The 17,412-nt window shown below is 69.6% G+C and carries 16 protein-coding genes; 12 read left to right on the top strand and 4 right to left on the bottom strand.

The genetic code is table 11. The features are described from left to right. Positions 1-15 precede the first annotated feature (15 nt). Entirely contained in the window at positions 16-1,146 is a 1,131-nt protein-coding gene (locus SM447_RS20180; protein WP_474574388.1) for a toll/interleukin-1 receptor domain-containing protein, read from the top strand. A gap of 106 nt (positions 1,147-1,252) precedes the next feature. Here the strand turns inward: SM447_RS20180 and SM447_RS20185 are convergent, their stop codons facing one another. From SM447_RS20185 to SM447_RS20195, 3 genes are read right to left on the bottom strand one after another with little or no spacing between them, the layout of a single operon-like run. Next, the gene (locus tag SM447_RS20185) at positions 1,253-1,852 is read right to left on the bottom strand and encodes a LutC/YkgG family protein (RefSeq protein WP_474574389.1); all 600 of its coding nucleotides are present in this window, start codon (positions 1,850-1,852) and stop codon (positions 1,253-1,255) included. Next, positions 1,849-3,279 (bottom strand): lactate utilization protein B, encoded by a 1,431-nt coding sequence (locus SM447_RS20190; RefSeq protein ID WP_474574390.1) that lies wholly within the window; start codon positions 3,277-3,279, stop codon positions 1,849-1,851. The genes SM447_RS20185 and SM447_RS20190 overlap by 4 nt, the downstream gene beginning before the upstream one ends. Then, entirely contained in the window at positions 3,276-4,049 is a 774-nt protein-coding gene (locus tag SM447_RS20195; RefSeq protein WP_474574391.1) for a (Fe-S)-binding protein, read from the bottom strand. Before SM447_RS20195 ends, SM447_RS20190 begins: the two co-directional genes overlap by 4 nt. A 376-nt stretch (positions 4,050-4,425) precedes the next feature. On the opposite strand from SM447_RS20195, the gene SM447_RS20200 reads away from it, so the two are divergent. From SM447_RS20200 to SM447_RS20215, 4 genes are all read left to right on the top strand, one after another. Next, positions 4,426-4,608 carry a hypothetical protein gene (locus SM447_RS20200; RefSeq protein WP_474574392.1) on the top strand — a complete coding sequence of 61 codons (183 nt, stop codon included), beginning with the start codon at positions 4,426-4,428 and terminating at the stop codon, positions 4,606-4,608. A 208-nt stretch (positions 4,609-4,816) separates the two neighbouring features. Then, entirely contained in the window at positions 4,817-6,571 is a 1,755-nt protein-coding gene (locus SM447_RS20205) for an ABC transporter ATP-binding protein (protein WP_474574393.1), read from the top strand. Then, on the top strand, positions 6,568-8,358 hold the full coding sequence (locus SM447_RS20210) for an ATP-binding cassette domain-containing protein (RefSeq protein ID WP_474574394.1): 1,791 nt from the start codon (positions 6,568-6,570) through the stop codon (positions 8,356-8,358). Before SM447_RS20205 ends, SM447_RS20210 begins: the two co-directional genes overlap by 4 nt. A 15-nt stretch (positions 8,359-8,373) precedes the next feature. Next, the gene (locus SM447_RS20215; protein ID WP_474574395.1) at positions 8,374-9,558 is read left to right on the top strand and encodes an acyl-CoA dehydrogenase family protein; all 1,185 of its coding nucleotides are present in this window, start codon (positions 8,374-8,376) and stop codon (positions 9,556-9,558) included. Here the strand turns inward: SM447_RS20215 and SM447_RS20220 are convergent. Then, positions 9,545-10,924 (bottom strand): transglutaminase-like domain-containing protein, encoded by a 1,380-nt coding sequence (locus SM447_RS20220; protein WP_474574396.1) that lies wholly within the window; start codon positions 10,922-10,924, stop codon positions 9,545-9,547. The two genes, SM447_RS20215 and SM447_RS20220, sit on opposite strands and share 14 nt — an antisense overlap. A gap of 254 nt (positions 10,925-11,178) precedes the next feature. Between SM447_RS20220 and SM447_RS20225 the strand changes: the two genes are divergently transcribed. The 7 genes from SM447_RS20225 (at position 11,179) to SM447_RS20255 (ending at position 17,408) form a co-directional block, all read left to right on the top strand. Then, the gene (locus SM447_RS20225; RefSeq protein ID WP_474574397.1) at positions 11,179-12,276 is read left to right on the top strand and encodes a nucleotidyltransferase family protein; all 1,098 of its coding nucleotides are present in this window, start codon (positions 11,179-11,181) and stop codon (positions 12,274-12,276) included. Between the two features lie 336 nt (positions 12,277-12,612). Then, entirely contained in the window at positions 12,613-12,774 is a 162-nt protein-coding gene (locus SM447_RS20230) for a hypothetical protein (RefSeq protein WP_474574398.1), read from the top strand. A gap of 80 nt (positions 12,775-12,854) precedes the next feature. After that, positions 12,855-14,009, top strand: a complete 1,155-nt coding sequence (locus tag SM447_RS20235; RefSeq protein ID WP_474574399.1) for a radical SAM protein — start codon at positions 12,855-12,857, stop codon at positions 14,007-14,009. Continuing rightward, positions 13,993-14,934 carry an aKG-HExxH-type peptide beta-hydroxylase gene (locus SM447_RS20240; protein ID WP_474574400.1) on the top strand — a complete coding sequence of 314 codons (942 nt, stop codon included), beginning with the start codon at positions 13,993-13,995 and terminating at the stop codon, positions 14,932-14,934. Before SM447_RS20235 ends, SM447_RS20240 begins: the two co-directional genes overlap by 17 nt. Next, positions 14,931-15,839 carry a class I SAM-dependent methyltransferase gene (locus tag SM447_RS20245; RefSeq protein WP_474574401.1) on the top strand — a complete coding sequence of 303 codons (909 nt, stop codon included), beginning with the start codon at positions 14,931-14,933 and terminating at the stop codon, positions 15,837-15,839. The genes SM447_RS20240 and SM447_RS20245 overlap by 4 nt, the downstream gene beginning before the upstream one ends. After that, positions 15,836-16,723, top strand: a complete 888-nt coding sequence (locus SM447_RS20250) for a hypothetical protein (RefSeq protein WP_474574402.1) — start codon at positions 15,836-15,838, stop codon at positions 16,721-16,723. The genes SM447_RS20245 and SM447_RS20250 overlap by 4 nt, the downstream gene beginning before the upstream one ends. Next, positions 16,710-17,408: a 2OG-Fe(II) oxygenase gene (locus tag SM447_RS20255; RefSeq protein ID WP_474574403.1), complete on the top strand. Its 699-nt coding sequence runs from the start codon at positions 16,710-16,712 to the stop codon at positions 17,406-17,408. Before SM447_RS20250 ends, SM447_RS20255 begins: the two co-directional genes overlap by 14 nt. The last annotated feature ends 4 nt before the right edge of the window (positions 17,409-17,412 follow it).

Genomic DNA, 17,412 nt, shown 5'->3' on the forward strand with positions numbered 1-17,412 from the left:
CGAAGGGTTCATCGCATGGACAACTCAACAGACCTGATATCCAGGTACGAGTCCGGTGAGCGGGACTTCTCCGGACTTGATCTTTCCAATATCAGAGTGCCCGGGGCGTCGTTCGACGGCTCACGGTTCCGTGACTGCATGTTCGACAACTGCGTGCTCGGCGGAACCAGCTTTAGCAACTGCGACTTCACCGGCGCCGAATTCGATCACTGCAACGCAATACAGGCAACGTTCATCGGGTGCGACTTCACTCGGGCGCACATCTCGGAATCGGCCTTTGGTAGGGCCGACTTCTTCAACGCCAACCTGGATGACACCCGCATCGTCGCGGTCAACTTCCATGACGCCTTTTTCGTAGGATCGAAATGGAACCGTGTCACAATTATCGGATCTTCGTTCAGTGCAGCTGTATTCGGTTTCAATCGGATGCGAGACTGCCGGCTGGTCGGCACGAACCTCAACGGAGTTCAGACGACCGCAATGAGCGACATAGACACAGCAACAGTCAGTTATTGCATGCACCTGGGCGCACGAGCGCTTAATGAAGCGTCAACGAAGGAGGGAGACGACGCCCGCGAGGCCGAGCGCCAGTTTCGAGAGAGCCTACTCTCACTGCGCCGATTCTTCATACATTCGGGTGTCGACCGTTCACTGGTTGAGGCGCACAGCCGATTCCTTGGCCCTGCAGCCCACAGATACGACACCGCGTTCATCAGTTACAGTACGGCTGACGAGGAGTTCGTCGGCGCACTAAATTTGCGACTAACCGCCATGGGTGTAAAAACCTGGTACTCGCCGCACGATATCCGTGCAGGGAGACTTCTGATCGATCAAATAGCCGAAGCGATCGAGGACAGAGTCAAGCTGATTCTGGTTTTGTCGCACTCCAGCATGTCGAGTCGATGGGTGGCGACGGAAGTCCGCCATGCCGTGGAGGTCGAGCGGCGGACAGGATCACGGAAACTCTTCCCGATCCGCGTCGTTGACTTCGACGCCGTGAAGAACTGGAAACTATTCGATGCGGATGCCGGGGAAGATCTCGCGGTCAAGATTCGAGAATTCTTCATTCCTGATTTCAGTGACTGGCAGGACGATATCCGGTTCGGCATCGCTGTCACCCGATTGGTGGAGGACCTCAGCGCCTGAAGCAGCAGAGCCATCGTGCCGCCGGCTGAGTGGTCGGCGCGGACGGGTCGAGCAGCCCGCGCACGGTCGAGTGGATGCCGTCGGCACCTACGAGCAGCGCGGCGGCTCAGGGCAGCAGGATGACGTGCAGGGTGCGGGGGCCGTGCACGCCCTCGACCCGGTTGAGTTCGATGTCGCTGGTGGCCGACGGGCCGCTGATCCAGGTCAGCGGTCGGTGTGGGGTGAGTCGGGTGAGTGCCTGGGGCACGTTGGCGACGACCTGGGCGGTACGGACCACGCAGATGTGCAGATCGGGCAGGAGGCTGAGCACGCGGCGGCCCTGGTCGGGGGAACCGTCGAGCACGACGGTGCCGGTGTCGGCGACGGCGACCGCGGCGGCGGTGACGACACCGTCGGCGGCAGCGATCCGGGCGTTGTCGAGGCCGTCGTCGGGCAGGACGGTCACGGTCGGCGGCAGCCAGGTCGGCGGCAGCCCCGGCGGCACGACGACGGTCGCGTTGGTCGGCAGGATGCCGGCGATCGTGCCGGCGACGGCCGTCTCGGCAACCCGGTGTACGTGGGCGCGGTAGTCGTTGAGCCGGTCCACCAGCCGGTCGAGGTCGGCGCTGCTGTCGCGCCGGTAGTCGCGCGGCACGTCCACCGGGGGCGGAGTGGTGGTGCCGACGGCGGCGCGCAGCCGGGCGAGGATCACCTCCCGGCTGTTCACCGCGCCGCCCACCATTGCCGGAAGGTCTGCGCCGGCGGGTCGGGCAGGTCACGGCCCGCGGTCCAGCCGGACAACAGCGGTGGCAGGCCACGGCCACGCGGACCGGCCAGCCGGCTCAGCCGCGTCGCGCGCTGCGCGGCCGCGTACAGGGCGGGATGGTCCATGGCGTACGCGGCGACCGCCATCGCGGCCGACTCGCCGGGTGGATGCGGCGCCCGGTCCCGCAGGTGCACCAGCAGTTCCGGAATGTTGATCTTCACTGGGCAGGCGTCGTAACAGGCCCCGCAGAGCGACGACGCGTAGGGCAGCGAGGCATTGTCGGCCACCCCGGTCAGCTGCGGGGACAGCACCGCCCCGATCGGTCCCGGATAGACCGACCCGTACGCGTGCCCACCGGTGCGCTCGTAGACCGGGCAGACGTTCAGACACGCAGAGCAGCGGATGCAGTGCAACGCCTGCCGGCCCACCTCGTCGGCGAGCACCGCGCTGCGACCGTTGTCCAGCAGCACCAGATGGAACTCCTGCGGCCCGTCACCCGGGGTGACCCCGGTCCACATCGAGGTGTACGGGTTCATCCGCTCCCCGGTCGAGGCGCGGGGCAACAGTTGCAGGAACACCTCCAGGTCCCGCCAGGTCGGCACGACCTTCTCCACACCCATCACCGTGATCAGCGTTCGCGGCAGGGTCAGGCACATCCGACCGTTGCCCTCGGACTCCACCACCGCCAGGGTGCCCGTCTCCGCCACGGCGAAGTTCGCCCCGGACACGGCCACCGGCGTGGACAGGAACGTCCGCCGCAGGAAGCGGCGCGCCGCCGCCGCGAGGACCGCCGGCTCGTCGGTCAACGCCGGATCCACCCCCGGCATCGCGCGCAGGAAGATGTCCCGGATCTCGGCCCGGTTACGGTGGATCGCCGGCACCAGGATGTGACTCGGCCGGTCGTCGCCGAGCTGCACGATGAGTTCGGCCAGGTCCGTCTCCACCGGCGCGATCCCGGCGGCGTGGAGGGCCTCGTTGAGGCCGATCTCCTGCGTCGCCATCGACTTCACCTTGATCACCTGGTCGTTGCCGGTGGCCCGGACCAGATCGACGACGATGGCGTTCGCCTCGTTCGCGTCGGCCGCCCAGTGCACCACTCCCCCGGCCGCCGTCACCTCTGCTTCGAGCTGCTCCAACAGCTCCGGCAACCGGGCCATGACGTCGGCCTTGATCGCCGACCCGGCCGCCCGCAACTGCTCCCAGTCCGGCACCTCACCGATCACCGCACCCGACTTGGCCCGGATGGTGGCGGTGGCGTGCCCGAGGTTACGGCGCAGCTGCGCGTCGCCCAGTGCCCGCCGAGCGGCGGCCGGGAAGGGCTCGTCACCGCGCAGGTGCCCGACACCCGCCGGGGCGGTCGCCGGCATGCCGAGGAAGGTCCGGGTCATGACCGCACCACGGTTTCACTGCGCTCGCCCGTGACGGCGTCCTGCTCGGTCGAGGCCAGGATCTCCGCCAGATGCACCGTACGCACCCCGGTACGCAGCCGGGACAGCCCGCCGCCGATGTGCATCAGGCATGACGAGTCCCCCGCCGTGCACACGTCGGCGCCGGTGGACATCACGTGCCGCATCTTGTCCGCCAGCATCGCCGTCGACGTGTCCGCGTTCTTCACCGCGAACGTCCCCCCGAACCCGCAGCACTGCTCGGCCTCCGGCAGCTCCACCAGGTCCATACCACGCACCTCACGGAGCAGCCGCACCGGCCGGTCACCCACCCGCAGCATCCGAAGCGAGTGGCACGTCGGGTGGTACGTCACCCGGTGCGGAAAGAACGCACCCACATCGGTCACCCCGAGCACGTCGACCAGCAGCTCGGACAGCTCGAACGTGCGACCCGCCACCGACTCCGCCCGAGACGCCAGCCGGACGTCACCGGCCCGCCGCGCCACCACCGCGTGCTGGTGACGCACCGACCCCACACACGACCCGGCCGGCGCCACGATCACGTCGTAGGGGTCGAAGGCCCGCACGTGCCGGCGCACCAACGGCACCGCCTGAGCCTGATAGCCGGTGTTGACGTGCATCTGCCCACAGCACGTCTGCCCCTGCGGGAACACCACCTCGTGACCCAACCGCTCCAGCAACCGCACCGTCGCCTTCGCCGCCTCGGGAAACAAGGTGTCCGCCAGACACGTCACGAACAACGCGATCCGCACGTCACACCTCCACCCGCCGCGCACCGGCCCACGCCGCCAACGACCCACCACCGGGCTCGTGACGCACGATTCCGCTGAGTCTGCCGCACCGGCCGCCGCAGCGCAGCAGGGCCACCGCCGACCGGGCCCGCTGGGCAGTTCGACGGATTGCGGCAAGGATGGGTGTGGTGACCGCCGTTCGTGGCCTTGCCTTCGATGTGTCCCGCGCCCTCGGGGCCGTTGCGGCGCTCCTGACCGGACCGATACCGTCCGCAGGGAGCCCCACCGTGATCGAATCCGACCCATCCACCGGCGAATGGCTGGCCACCCGGGCTGCCGCCTTCGTTCTCGTCCCGCTGTGGGAGGGGCCTGACCTTACCGGCCTACGTGCCCCACAGTGGTCCGAGCAGCTGGAAATCGGCGACCAACACCTGGCGTCTACGGCGACCTGCTTGTCTGGGCGCCCGACCAGGCGCCGGGCCGGCACCTCGCCCTGATCCTCGGACACAGCGACGGCGACCAACCCCTCACGCTCGCCGCGCTGGTCACCTCCGGCCCGCTCCCCGAACTGCCCGTCTGAACAGCACGTCGACGCCAGTCCGCCACAGCCGGTGCCGGAGGCTCGCCGATCCTGCCGTGACATCGCACCGTCCGACGGCCCCGTCACCACCCCGAAGGTCGCTGTTCCTGGTCAAGCCGGGACGGACTTGACCTCCGACGGGAGGCGGTTGCCCAACCGGTACCTGAATGCCACTATGACCGTCTATCGACGCACGGGGGGTCTGTCGTTGATCGCTGCGCGTGTCCGGTTGTTGCGCCTGTTACCGCGCGGCGGACCGTTCCTGGGGAGCCTGCTGGTCACGCTCCACCTGGTCCGCGCGGCCGTGCCGGTCGCACAGGCGCTGGCGGTGGGACACCTGGTCTCCACTCTGTTCGACGGTCAAGCGGTCGCCTCGTCGGTGGCCGCCGTCGGCCTGGTCACCGGGCTCGTTGCCGCCGATCAGGCGACCTGGTCCCTGATCGGCCCGGTGCGCGTGCTCATCGTCCGACGCATCGACGGGCACGTACGGTCCCGCGTCCGCACCCTGGCCGCCGGGGTGTCCAACCTGGACGCACTTGAGAGCCGCGACTTCCAGGACCGGGCGGCCCGGGCGGTGGACGCAGGCATGGGCGTCGGACGGGACCGTTCGGTCGGCGCAGCCGCAACCGGTCAGCTGGAGCTCGTCTTCCGGATGGTGAGCGCGATCGCCTCGGCGGCGCTGCTGGCCACCTTCTCCGTGACCCTGGCCGCCGGTCTACTCGGGCTCGCCCTGTTGAACCGGGCCGTCGTCCGCCGGCAGTGGATCCGCATCGTCGACCGGCTGGACGCGGACACCGCAGGCCAGCGGTACGAGTTCTACATCGCCTCGCAGGCGGTCTCCGGAGCAGCCAAGGACGTGCGGCTCTACGGGCTCAGTGACTGGTTCGCCAGCCGGTTCCGGGGTGCCGTGGCCCGGACGTACGCACCGGTCTGGCGGGAGATGCTCGGGGTGCTGCGCCGACAGTGGTGGGTGGCCGCTGGCTCCGCGGTGGCGGGTACGGCCGTCCTGACCGTGCCCGCCGTCGCCGTGCTCACCGGCCGGCTGGATCCTGGTCTGCTGATCACTTACGTCCTGGCCGGCTTCGGGGTCCTGGCGATCAGCGCGATGGGCATGGAGGCGTACGACATCGAGTACGGCCTGCGCGGGTTGGCCGCGGCCGACGAGCTGGCTGACGCGTACGGTGCCCGTCCCGCTGGGCCGCAGCCGGCACCAACCTCGCCGGCGGCGCCAGCCGTGCGGTTCGAGGACGTCGTCTTCAGCTATCCGGAAAACGTCGAGCCAGCCCTGCGCGGGCTGAGCTTGACCATCGAACCGGGGCAGACGGTCGCCGTGGTGGGCGCAAACGGGGCCGGCAAGACGACGCTGGTGAAACTCCTCGCGGGCCTGTACCGGCCCACCTCTGGGCGGGTGACCGTGGACGGGGTGGATCCACACGAGCGCAGGCCCCCGATCGCCGTACTGTTCCAGGACTTCGTGCGTTATCCGGCCAGCGTGCGGGACAACGTCATGTCGGCCGCTCCGGAGCGGCCGGCCGACGACGCCACCGTCGAGGAGGCGCTGCGTCGCGCCGGCGCCACCGGGCTTCCGGACGATCTGGACGCCCTGTTGTGGCAGGAGGGCGGCGTCGAGCTGTCCGGTGGCCAGTGGCAGCGGCTCGCGCTCGCTCGGGTGCTCTACGCCGTCGAGGCCGGACGACGGCTGCTCGTGCTCGATGAGCCCACCGCGAGCCTGGATGTTCGGGCGGAGACCGAGTTCCACGACCGGGTGATCAGGAGTGTGCCCGGCGCGACCGTGGTGATCATCTCACACCGGCTGTCCACCGTGCGGGCCGCCGACCGGATCGTCGTTATCGACGCCGGCCGCGTCGCTGAGGCCGGCACGCACGACGAGCTGATGGCGCTGGGCGGGCGGTACGCCCGGTTCTTCGAGACCCAGGCGTCGGCGTTCACGGGGGCGTCATGACCGGGCAGCGTCGGATCGCCGAGTGGCTCCGCCTGTTCAGGCACATCACCCGGATGGCCTGGGCGGCCGATCGCCGTACCGCCGTTGTCCTGGCGGTGCTCACGATCGGGCAGGCCGGGGTCATCGCCGCGATCGGGCTCTCCCAGCGCATGCTGGTGGACGAGAGCACCGCGGGCGACGTGGCCGGGGTCGTGGGGGCGATCGTCCTCGGGGTGCTCGCCTGGACGGTCTCGGCAAGCGGCGGCAGGGTCCAGAGCAACTTGCGGATCTATCTGGTCGGGCGGGTACGCGGGCGGCTGACCGAGGAGGTCCAGCGCCGCCTCTCGGGCATTCCGACCATCGCCCACCTCGAGCACGGCCCGCTCGTCGACCGCTGGAACCGCATCTTCCAGGGTTCGCCGGCGCTCGCCGCGATGCCATGGTCGGTGCTCGACGCCGCGGTCACCATCGTCGGCCTGGCCGTGACGGTTGGCCTGCTGGTCTCGGTCAGCCCGGCCCTGGCCCTGCTGGCAGTGCTGGCGGTGCCACTGACCCTGGCCACCCGTCGGGCCGACCGGCTACTGCGGACCGCCCGGGAGCGCAGCAGCGCCCTGCTCCGCCGCGAGCAGCGCCTGCACGAGATGTGTGTCGGGCCCGAGTCGGCCAAGGAACTGATGCTCGCCGACTCCGGGGCAACGGTGAGTCGGCGAGCAGACGAGTTGTGGCGGGTCGCCACCGACCAGGAGGTGACGGCCCGGTTGCGCGGCGCGGCCGCGCAGATCGGCGCCTGGCTGCTGTACGCGGCGGGTCTCGCCGCCGCCCTGCTGGTGGTCGTCTCCGCGATCCGGTCCGGCCGGACGACGGTCGGTGCCGCGGTCATGGTCGTCTCCCTCGCCACCCAGTTGCAGACCCAGTTGCGCGTCGTGCTCGACAACGTGGCCGCGACCGCCGAGGCCGGACAGGTGGTGTCGCACTACTGGTGGCTGCAGCGGTACTCGGCGCAGGCGCGCCGTCCGGGCGGTCCGACGCCACCGCGGCTGTCCCGCGGCATCACGCTGCATCAGGTCGGATACCGCTACCCGGGTACGAAGCACGACACTCTGAGAGACGTCACGCTGCACCTGCCGGCCGGGCGTACCGTGGCGGTCGTCGGCGCCAACGGCGCCGGGAAGTCCACCCTGATCAAGCTGCTCACGGGTCTGTGCGAGCCCACCACGGGGAGCATCACGGTGGACGGCACTCCGCTCACCGAACTCAGCGCCACTGGCTGGTCCGCGCGGCTCAGCGGCGTCCATCAGGACTTCGCGCGGTTGCGCCTGCTGCTACGCGAGACCGTCGGCGTCGGCGATGTCCGGCACATCCGGGACGAGCCGGTGGTGCGGGCTGCGATCGGCCGGGCGGAGGCACCGCAGCTGGGCGGTCTCGACACCCGGCTGGGCGCACCTTTCGGCGGGGTCGAGCCGTCGCTTGGCCAGTGGCAGCGGCTGGCGCTGGCCCGCTCGTTGATGCGGGAGGTGACCGGGGACCGCACGCCGCTGTGCGTCGTGCTCGACGAGCCCACGGCAGCGCTCGACCCGCTCGCCGAGCATCGGCTGTTCCAGGACTTCCTCACCGAGGTCGGCGGCGCCATCCGAAGGGGTGCGGTCACCGTCCTGGTGTCGCACCGTTTCACGACCGTACGGATGGCCGACCTGATCGTGGTCGTCGAGGACGGCCGGGTGGTCGAGCAGGGCAGCCACGCGGAGCTGATGGCTGCGGGCGGTGGCTATGCCGAGCTGTACCGGTTACAGGAACGGGCCTACCGGTGAAAGGAGCGCGATGACATGGGGGTAGAGATCGAGCCTGGCCTGGCTCCGGCGGAAAGGGCCCGCGCGCTCCGGCCGGTCCTCGCGGCGGAGGCCGCGGCGGTGGACCTGACGGCCAGCTTCCCGGCGGCCGGGCTGGCGGCTATCCGCGGCAGTGGCCTGATGGGCCTGCTGGTGCCCCATGAACACGGCGGCCTGGGCGGAGACCTCGCGGATATGGTCGACGTCGCGCAGGAGCTGGCCCGGTCGTGCATGTCGACGGCCCTGATCTGGGCCATGCACAGCCAACAGGTGGACTGCTTGGTCCGGCATGCCGGCGCAGCGTTGAAGGAACGGCTGCTGCCCAGGATCGCGGCGGGAGAGGTCTACGTCGCGTCGGTGACCACTGAGTCCGGCAAGGGCGGTCATCTGCTCAGCGCCCAGGCTCCCGTGCACGGCGACGGCGACTCCCTGGTCATCCGGCGGGACGCGCCTGTGGTGACCGGCGGCGAGGCGGCCGACGGATTTCTCGTCACCATGCGTGCGGGTGCCGATGCCCCGGCTCACGAGGTGAGCCTGGTCTACGCCAGCCGCGACCAGCTAAAGGTCGAGGCGCTGGGTGAGTGGGACGCCCTGGGCATGCGGGGCACCCGCAGCCGGGCCTTCCGGCTGGACGGCGTCGTTCCCGCCGATCAGCTGGTAGGCGCGCCGGGCCGGTTCCGGGAGGCCGCCGCGACCAGCATGATCGAGTCGGGCCACCTTGGCTGGGCGGCCTGCTGGCTCGGCTGCGCCCGGGGCGCGCTGAGCGAGGTTGTCAGCCTCATCAGGTCACCGTCGCGGCCGCGTGGTCTCGATCCCTCCTCGGAGCTGGTCGGCGAACGGCTGGCACGCAGCCGGATGGACCTCGAGCTGGTCGGCGCTTACCTGCACCGGGTCCGCGACGAGGCGCTGGCACGGCGGGCAGCCGGCGGTCAGGCCGCTGATCCAGTCCACCAGATCCACCTGAACACGCTGAAGGTGACCGCGGCCGAGCTGACCTTCCGTGCCGTGGATCGCCTGGTCGTGCTCGCCGGTTTGTCCACCGGCTATCGCCGCGACTCCTCGATCCCGCTGGAACGGCACTTCCGGGACCTCCGCTCGGCCAGTCTGAACTACGCCGACGACCGCCTGTTGACGGCCACTGGCACGTTGCTGCTGGCAGACCAGGAGGTCACCCTGGCGTGACCAGTTCCGGAGCCCGGGCGTCGGTCACGCGGAACGACACCGGCGCGGCGAACACGCCGTGCGTCACCGCCGCACCCCGTGCGGTCGACAGCGGCACGACCATCGGGGCCGAGGTGCCCTCCGCCGGCCAGGTGCCCGGCGCCAGCAGGCCCCAGCGGCGCATCGCGCCCGGCAGGCCGACGTCACACGACACCCACCGGCCATCCACCAGGGCCTCGGCCCAGTAGTGCGGCGTCGCCCATGGGACACCGACGACAAGGCCATACACCGCGCGCATCCGCAGGCCCCTCCGCCGTCCCTCGGCAACGGTCAGCCGGCAGATGCCAGCGCAGTCACCCAGGCGGCTGGCACCCACGAAGTCGCCGTCCCACCGGATTGCCTGCGGCATACGCAGGAACCGGATGTCGGAGAGGTCGGCGATCAGCTCACGCACCGTCGGCGGCAGGTCGGGAACCGCGCCGTCCAGACGGGCCGTCGTTCGGGCGATGGGCAGCCGGCCGTCACCGGGCGCCTCGACGGCGCTGATCCTGCCGTCCGGCAAGCACACCTCCCAGCGGCATTCGCCGCCGTGGCCCGGTGCGGGACACACGGCATGGAAGTCGATCCGGTACCGCCGGGACTCCTCGGCCGGCCGTGTCAGGATCTCGGGCCAGGAGCGCAGCGCCGCCCGTAGCGGGGTCCGCATCGCCGGGCACAGGGCTATGTTCATCAGGTCAGCCCGCTCGAACAGCCGGCTCGTGCCGTACCGGAGGTACGGCAGGCCCGCTGCCACGGCCGCGTCGAGGCAGGCCGCAGAGAGCCGGTACGCCGACCAGACCTGCTCTGACGACACCTCAAAGCGTCGCGCGGCGAACGGCACCCGGCGCAGCATCCCCACGACCTCGCCGATCTGGTCCAGCTCCGCACCGGACAGTTCCGGCGGGGGTACGCCAGGGCCGGGCGGCGCCGGCGTGCCGCCGGTCCACGGAGGCCGCGTCCCGGCCGGCCGAACCACCGGAGGCCCCAGGTCGGCGTGGACGCGCCGGAGCCCCAATTCCGTGACGACCGCGTCGAACACCTCGTCCGGTGCCTCCCGCAGTGGGTCGGAATCCGCCTCGACGCAGCGCACGGCCACGTTCGTACCACCCGCCGAACCACCTGGTGTTCCGATCGCGCCGGCGACCCGGCGGGGCAGGATTACCGTCGTCGGGATCCCCGGAACGACCGCGTCGTCGCCGGCCGGCGGCTCACCCACGACGATCACGCGCAGCAGCGGGTAGACCCCCTGCGGCCCGCGGGCGATCCGGAGCGCTGCGGCCGCCGACCGACCGGCCGCCACCAGTACGGCGGGCTCCGCGGCGGCCGGGACCGGGAGACGATCGGTCACGGTGACCGCCACGTCAGGGCATCCGCCGTCCCACGCACGGTAGACGGCGGCAACCCGCGGCGAATCGGTGAGGCACACGAGCCTGACGAAGTCACGGTTTCGCAAGTTCTCTCCCCCGTTGCACGGCGACCGGATCGTCGTCTGAACACTACCGACGCGTACACAATAGAATCCGGTCGATCTCGGGGTACCGTCGCCGATCCCGGGTGAGGTAGCATCGTGTCTGCGATTCCACGGGGGAGGTGGTGTCCACCATGGTGGAACCCTTGGGTCCGGAATGGACTCTTCTTGAGTTGCTCTGCCCTGGTTCGCTCGACGGGGAGCGTCTCGAACATTTTCACGGCATCGTCCGCGAAGGGCAGATCGACTACGGTGAGTTGATAACCCAGGCGATGTCCCACCGGATGTTGCCCATGCTGGCCGACGCCTTGTGTCGCGATGAACTGGCCAAGTATGTGCCTTACCAGTTGCGCAATGAGCTGGTCAGTTCACTGATGAACAATCGCCGGGCGGTTGCCGTTCTCACCCGATCGGCAGCCGAGGTGACGAGCCGACTCGTCGAGCGGGGGATCCCCGTGGCGGCGACCAAGGGCATCGTGCTGGAGCCCACGGTGTATGGCGGCCGAGGTGTCCGGCGCATGATGGACGCCGACCTGATCATCCATCCCGACGACCGCCACGCCGTCTCCGAGCTCATGGTCGAGCTGGGCTTCGTCAACGGGGAGTACGACTGGCAGACCGACCGGATCAACGACATGTCCGCTACTCAGCGGGCTGTCTACCGTCTCAGTCCCGACCACCTGCCGCACTTCACTCGCCACATCGACACCGACGGTGGCCGGGTCCTGGTCGACTTTGCGAACTCGCTGACCTGGTCCGCCAGTGAGTGGCAGATCGACATGGCGGTCGTCCTCGCCGGGCGCACGACGGTCGAGGCCCTGAACGGGCGGGTCACCCTGCCGGCGCTCGCACCCGAGTTCCGGTTCCTGTCGGTGGCCCTGCACCTGTTCCGGGAGTCATGGTTCGAGCAGACGGTGGCCAAGGGTAAGGACATGCTCTACAAGTACGCCGACCTGCTGCGGCTCTGGGCGGCGGAGCGGCCGGTCATCGAATCGTCGCTGCCGGCGGTGATCGCGCGGTTCGACCTGTGGCGGCCGCTCGGTTGGGTGCTGACCCACACCGACCGCACCTTCGCCACGACGTTGAGCAGCGATCTCGGCGTCCCGCAGCCCGATGAGGCGTTCCTGGCCAGCGCGTACGGATCGGGCGGGGTCCCGCTGACCTGGTCCGGCACCATGCGCGAGCGGCTGCACGCCAAGGACCGCCTCAGCCTGCTGCGCCGGGTCGCGTAGTCGCTACACATTCGAAACGGGGAATGAGCATGGCCGTGTCACCTGCGGGGCACGCGGAGTCCAGCAGTAGAACGTTGCACCTCAGCTGAATGACGCCGTCGGTTTTACCGGCGGCCTGCCTTTGATGGCGCAATCCCACGGTCCGGCTCATTGTTACCGGACCGACGGTTCCGCCTTCCCATTTATCGGTGCGCAAATCGACTTCAGCAACAACAGTGACCAATCATTGACATATTCGAGTCGACGCCAATACCGTTGATTCAAATCCGATTCGGCAGCAGCTCGGGGACAACTGTGGTCACCGAACGAGGTGCCGTTCTCTGGAAGGGGTTCAGTATGGCCGACCACGAATTCGCAGCATTCGTGCAGGCGGTCCAGCAGCTCGATCTCGAGGATCGGGCCGTGGCCGCCACCTCCCACACCTCCGCCGTCTCGGTCAAGGACTGGGAGACCATCCAGGAGGAGGCGCTCGACCGGTCGGCCGACCGGTCCGAGTAATCGCGATCAGGTGGGATGCGGCGAGTCGTCGCATCCCACCCCCAGGTCCGCCCCCAGCCCACCGGCAGAGGAGTCCCCGAATGTCGATCCTTCTCCCGACCAGCACGGACCCGCTGTCGGTCATCCTCAAGCTGCCCGGTGACACCTGCAACATCAACTGCTTCTACTGCTACGAGAAGCGCAAGCCGTACGAGAAGTTCGAGCGTCTCGAGACCGAGGCCGTCTCCCGCCTGGTCCAGTTGGCGGCCGGCCATCCGCTCGCCGTCGAACTGCACGGTGGCGAACCACTGCTGGTCGGCAAAGAGATGCTGGCCTCGGTGCTGGCGGCGCTCCGCGAGCACGACGGCCCGATCCGGGTGTCGATGCAGACCAACGGGACCCTGCTCGACGCGGGTTGGATCGACTTCTTCGACGAGCATTGGCCGGAACTGGAGATCGGCATCAGCCTCGATGGTGACGCCGACGCGAACGCGTTCCGCCGCGACTACGCCGACCGCCCGACGGATCGTCGTGTCGAGGCGGCGCTGCAGATGCTGTCGGACCGTGGCCGCAGTGTCGGGCTGATCGCCGTCGTGACCCGTGCCAGCCTCGGGCGGGCGGCCGACATCCTCGGTTACTTCGCCGGGTGGTCCGCCATCAAGAACATCAACTTCGCGCCGTGCTTCGACTATCAGGTCACGCCACGGCGTATCCCGAAGGGCAACAGCCGGACGCTGCTTCCGCTGCTGGCCGACAAGGAGAAACCGGGGTGGGCGATCACCCCGACCGAGTACGCCGGCTTCCTCCGGGAGGCGGTGGACGCCTGGGTGCAGCAGCGGCTGTTCCGGCGCTTCGCGATCGAGCCGGTGACCAGCGTCCTGCAGAAGCTCGCAGGCCGGGCGAGCCGCTCTTGCCACTTCTCAGAGAAGAAGTGCGCACACACCCTGACGTTGTATCCGAACGGCACCATCGGCAGCTGCGACGAGCTTGGCCTGCCGGGTGCCCGCCTGGGCCACATCGACCAGGTGACCGACTTCGAGCATCTGCTCCGGCTGCAGACCAACCCGACGCTGCAGGCGGATCTCAACCAGGTGCTCGCCAAGTGCGACACCTGCCCATACCAGAGCACCTGCGGCGGCGGGTGCCTGGCCACCAGGATCCGCTACCTCGGGACGCCGCTCTACGAGGACTACTGCTCCTACCGAGTCGAGCTCATCGAGCATCTGAGGGAGACCACGCATGCCGCTCTCGCCTGAGGTGGAAAACGACCTGCTCTCCGCCCTCGGTGACCACCGCCAGACCCATCGGCAGAAGATGGTGCAGGCGCTCCAGGCGTTCAGCACCGAGTTCGAGGTGCCTGGGGACAACGCCGGGTTGGCGACCTATGCCTTGCTCGGGCAGGTCTTCTTCGGTGTCCGGCACGCTGCCACGACCGGCAACCACGCGCTCGCCGACGAGCTGCTGAGAGTCTGGGGCCGTCGCGGCGACCTCCTCGGTGGGCGTGGCAACGGACCGGTGTGGTTCCGCGCCGCCGACTGCGTCCAGGTCGACGATGACCGGTACCTGTCACCGGTCTATCTCGTCGGCGGCCACACCATCCCCGAGCAGCCCGCGGCCGGCCCCATCGACGTGCTCCTGGCCCTGGATCGTGACTGCGAGCTGATCTGTCGTCAGGGTGCCGGGATCGCGATCGGCGTCGACCGGGTGTCGGCCCTCGGCACCAGCCGGTCGTGGGCAGTCACCGGGCTGGCCGCGACGGTCTTCACCGACACCCCGGACTCGCCGGTGCGGGTCGCCGAAGCCGTGGTGCACGAGAGCGCCCATACCATGCTGAATTCCCTGCTCGACGCCTACCACATCGATCTGCACGACGAGGCGCGGTGGTACTCCCCGTGGAAGGGCTGCGACCGCCCGGCTTTCGGTCTGGTCCACGCGGTCTTCGCGTTCTCCGCGGTCCTGCGGTTCTGGCGCGCGGCCGAGCACTGGCCGGAGGCAACGGAGGACGAGCGTTGGTACTGCCGACGCCGGGTCAGCGAGGAGCAGGACAACCTGCGGAGCGTACGGGAGTCCTTCGAGGGCTGCCTGCCGTCAGTGACCGCCCCGGCCCTGCGAGAGCTGCTCGTCTCGACGTACACCGATGCGGTCGCGACGTCCGCCGAGCCGACCGCAGTAGCGTCATGACGACGGCCGACGGCGTTCTGACGCGCGACCACGCCAGCCTGTTCCTGGCCACCGGCGAGCTCCCGGCCGCGTGCCTCGACTGGGAGCGCACGGTTTCCGAGCACGGCGACGCGGGTGGGGATCACCGCGAGGAGGTCTTCGGGGCGGCTGCGCTGGCGGTTCAGCTCGACCCGGACACCGACAACGGATCGCGACGCGAGGCGCGCCGCGCTGCCGAGATCGCGTTCCTACTCGACGGCCGCCCGGCGGGAGCTGTGCTGGACCTGATGTGCGGCCCGGGTGCCTACCTGCGGACCCTGCGGGCCGGCGGGCACGGCGTCGGGACCTACCTCGGTGTCGACGTCTCGCCGGCGGCGATCGATCACGCCACTCGTCACCTCGCCTCGGCGACGGCCTCCTTCGTGGTCGCTGACGTACGGACGTGGGATCCACCGGCGGCCACGTTCGACACGGTCTTGCTCACCTACGAGGCCCTCAACCATCTGCCGCCAGCGGAGGCAGCCGGAGTGCTGCGCCGGGCGGCGTGGGCCGTGCGGCCAGGCGGCCGAGTGCTGGTCGACATGCAACTCGTCGAGTCCGTCGCCACCTGGCCGCTTCGAACGGCTCTCTCCCACCGGCTGGCGGACGGCTCCGCGCTCGGCGACGGCGTGCTGCTGACGCACGGCAGGGTCGATGGCGACGGCCGTCTCCGCCAGAACGGTCATCTGATCGGTGCCGGCGGCGAGTGCCGGTACCACTTCGTCTCGGTGCGCTGGCTGCCGCGGGAGCGCGAGGTACCGGCTCTGCTGGCCGCCGCGGGCCTCCGAGTCGTCCGGACGGCGCAGCTGCACCGCGACGCACCCACCGACAAGTTCGAGATCACCACGGCGACTCAGTTCGTCGCCGAGCCGGAGCGTGTCCCATGACAGTGATCGAGCGGGGCCCCATCCTTCCGGACCGGTACTGGGCCGCGATGATCGACGGCCGAGCGATGCACCAGTTCGTCACCCTCGTTGAACCGCAACTCGCCGACGAGCACGACGATCTCTGCCGTCGGCTGCTCGCCGCCGACGTGGCGCCGCACCGGGTGGCCGGACTGAGTGGGTACAACGCGACCGACCGGGCGGAGGCGGTCCACATCGCCGCCACCGGCAACCTGTCGCTGGCGGACGCCCTGACCAGCTACGGCGACGTCGAGCGGTTCACCTACGACGTCACTGGCCGGTCCCTGGAACTGCTCGTCGCCCCGGGCAGCCGCGAGTTCCTGGTCGAGGCGGCCTTCACCCGCGCCGCCACGCTGCTGTCCCGGTTCCGGATGCTGCAGTTCCTGGAGTCCGCAGTCGGGATGATCTGCCACGACGACGACGCCGTACCCGATCCGCCGAACCCGCACGCGGTGCGGCTGCCGACGGACCTGTGGTCGGACGCCGCACTCACCCGACACCTGTTGCACGCTGCCGGGCAGACGTACGCGGCGCTGTGGATCCGCGCGGAGCGACGGGTCTACGGCCTACGCGAAGCGGAGAGCCACGCCCGGATGAGCGACATCTTCGGGCACTGCCTGGTGGCGGAATGCGCGCGGCGGGTGGCGGACGACCCGGACGTGCCACGCCCGGTGGCCGACGACCTGGCCGCGGCCCGGCGCGAGTGGGCGCCGGACCCGGCGTCGGTTGGCTGCCAGGACGAGCAACTGCCGCTCACGTCCGAGCTTCTGCGCTGCTGGTGGCCGGTCGAGGGACGGGCGGCCCACATCTTCGATTCACCGTTCGACTACATGAACCGACTGGAGGCTGACCGTGCACATCGCTGAAACGGTGGCCGTGTCGAGCGTCGAGGGATTCCTGAACCCCGCAGAACTCGCCGAGCTCCACGACGCGCTGGCGACGCTGTGGGCGGCCACGGAGTCCGGCGCGCTCGCCGAGGACCGCCGAACCTCCTCGGTGCACAGCATCGAAGGCATGACCACCCGGCAGGCCATGGAGATCTACGAGCCGCAGGGCCGCGCGGAGACCACCGATCTTCCCGCCGCCGCCGAGAAGATCCTCGACCAGGCCGCAGAGCGCGCGCTGCCCGCAATCGCCACGGTGCTGCCGACGGTCTGCGGTTTCGCGCCCTGGATCTTCGTCAGCTACGGCCCCGGCCAGTTCATCACCCCGCACATCGACCTGCTCAACAACGATGACGACCGGGAACGGCCGAAGGTCGCCGGCATTTCGGTCACCCTCACCGCGCCAGAGGCCTACGAGGGCGGCGAGTTCGTCGTGGAGACGACCACGAACCCGGAGCTGTGGGACCGGACAGCGACCGGGTCGATCCCGCGGACACGCAGCGACTGCGACTTCTCCTCGACCTGGTTCACCTCGGCTGCGAGGACGAGATGGTCCACCAAACCGCGCGCCGGCGACGCTCTCATCTACGGCTCTCAGCTGACCCACGGTACCGAGCCGGTACGCCGCGGCCGGGTCAGCAAGGTTCTCGGTTTCCTGCTCACCTGATCAC

Source organism: Micromonospora aridisoli, from assembly GCF_056150025.1.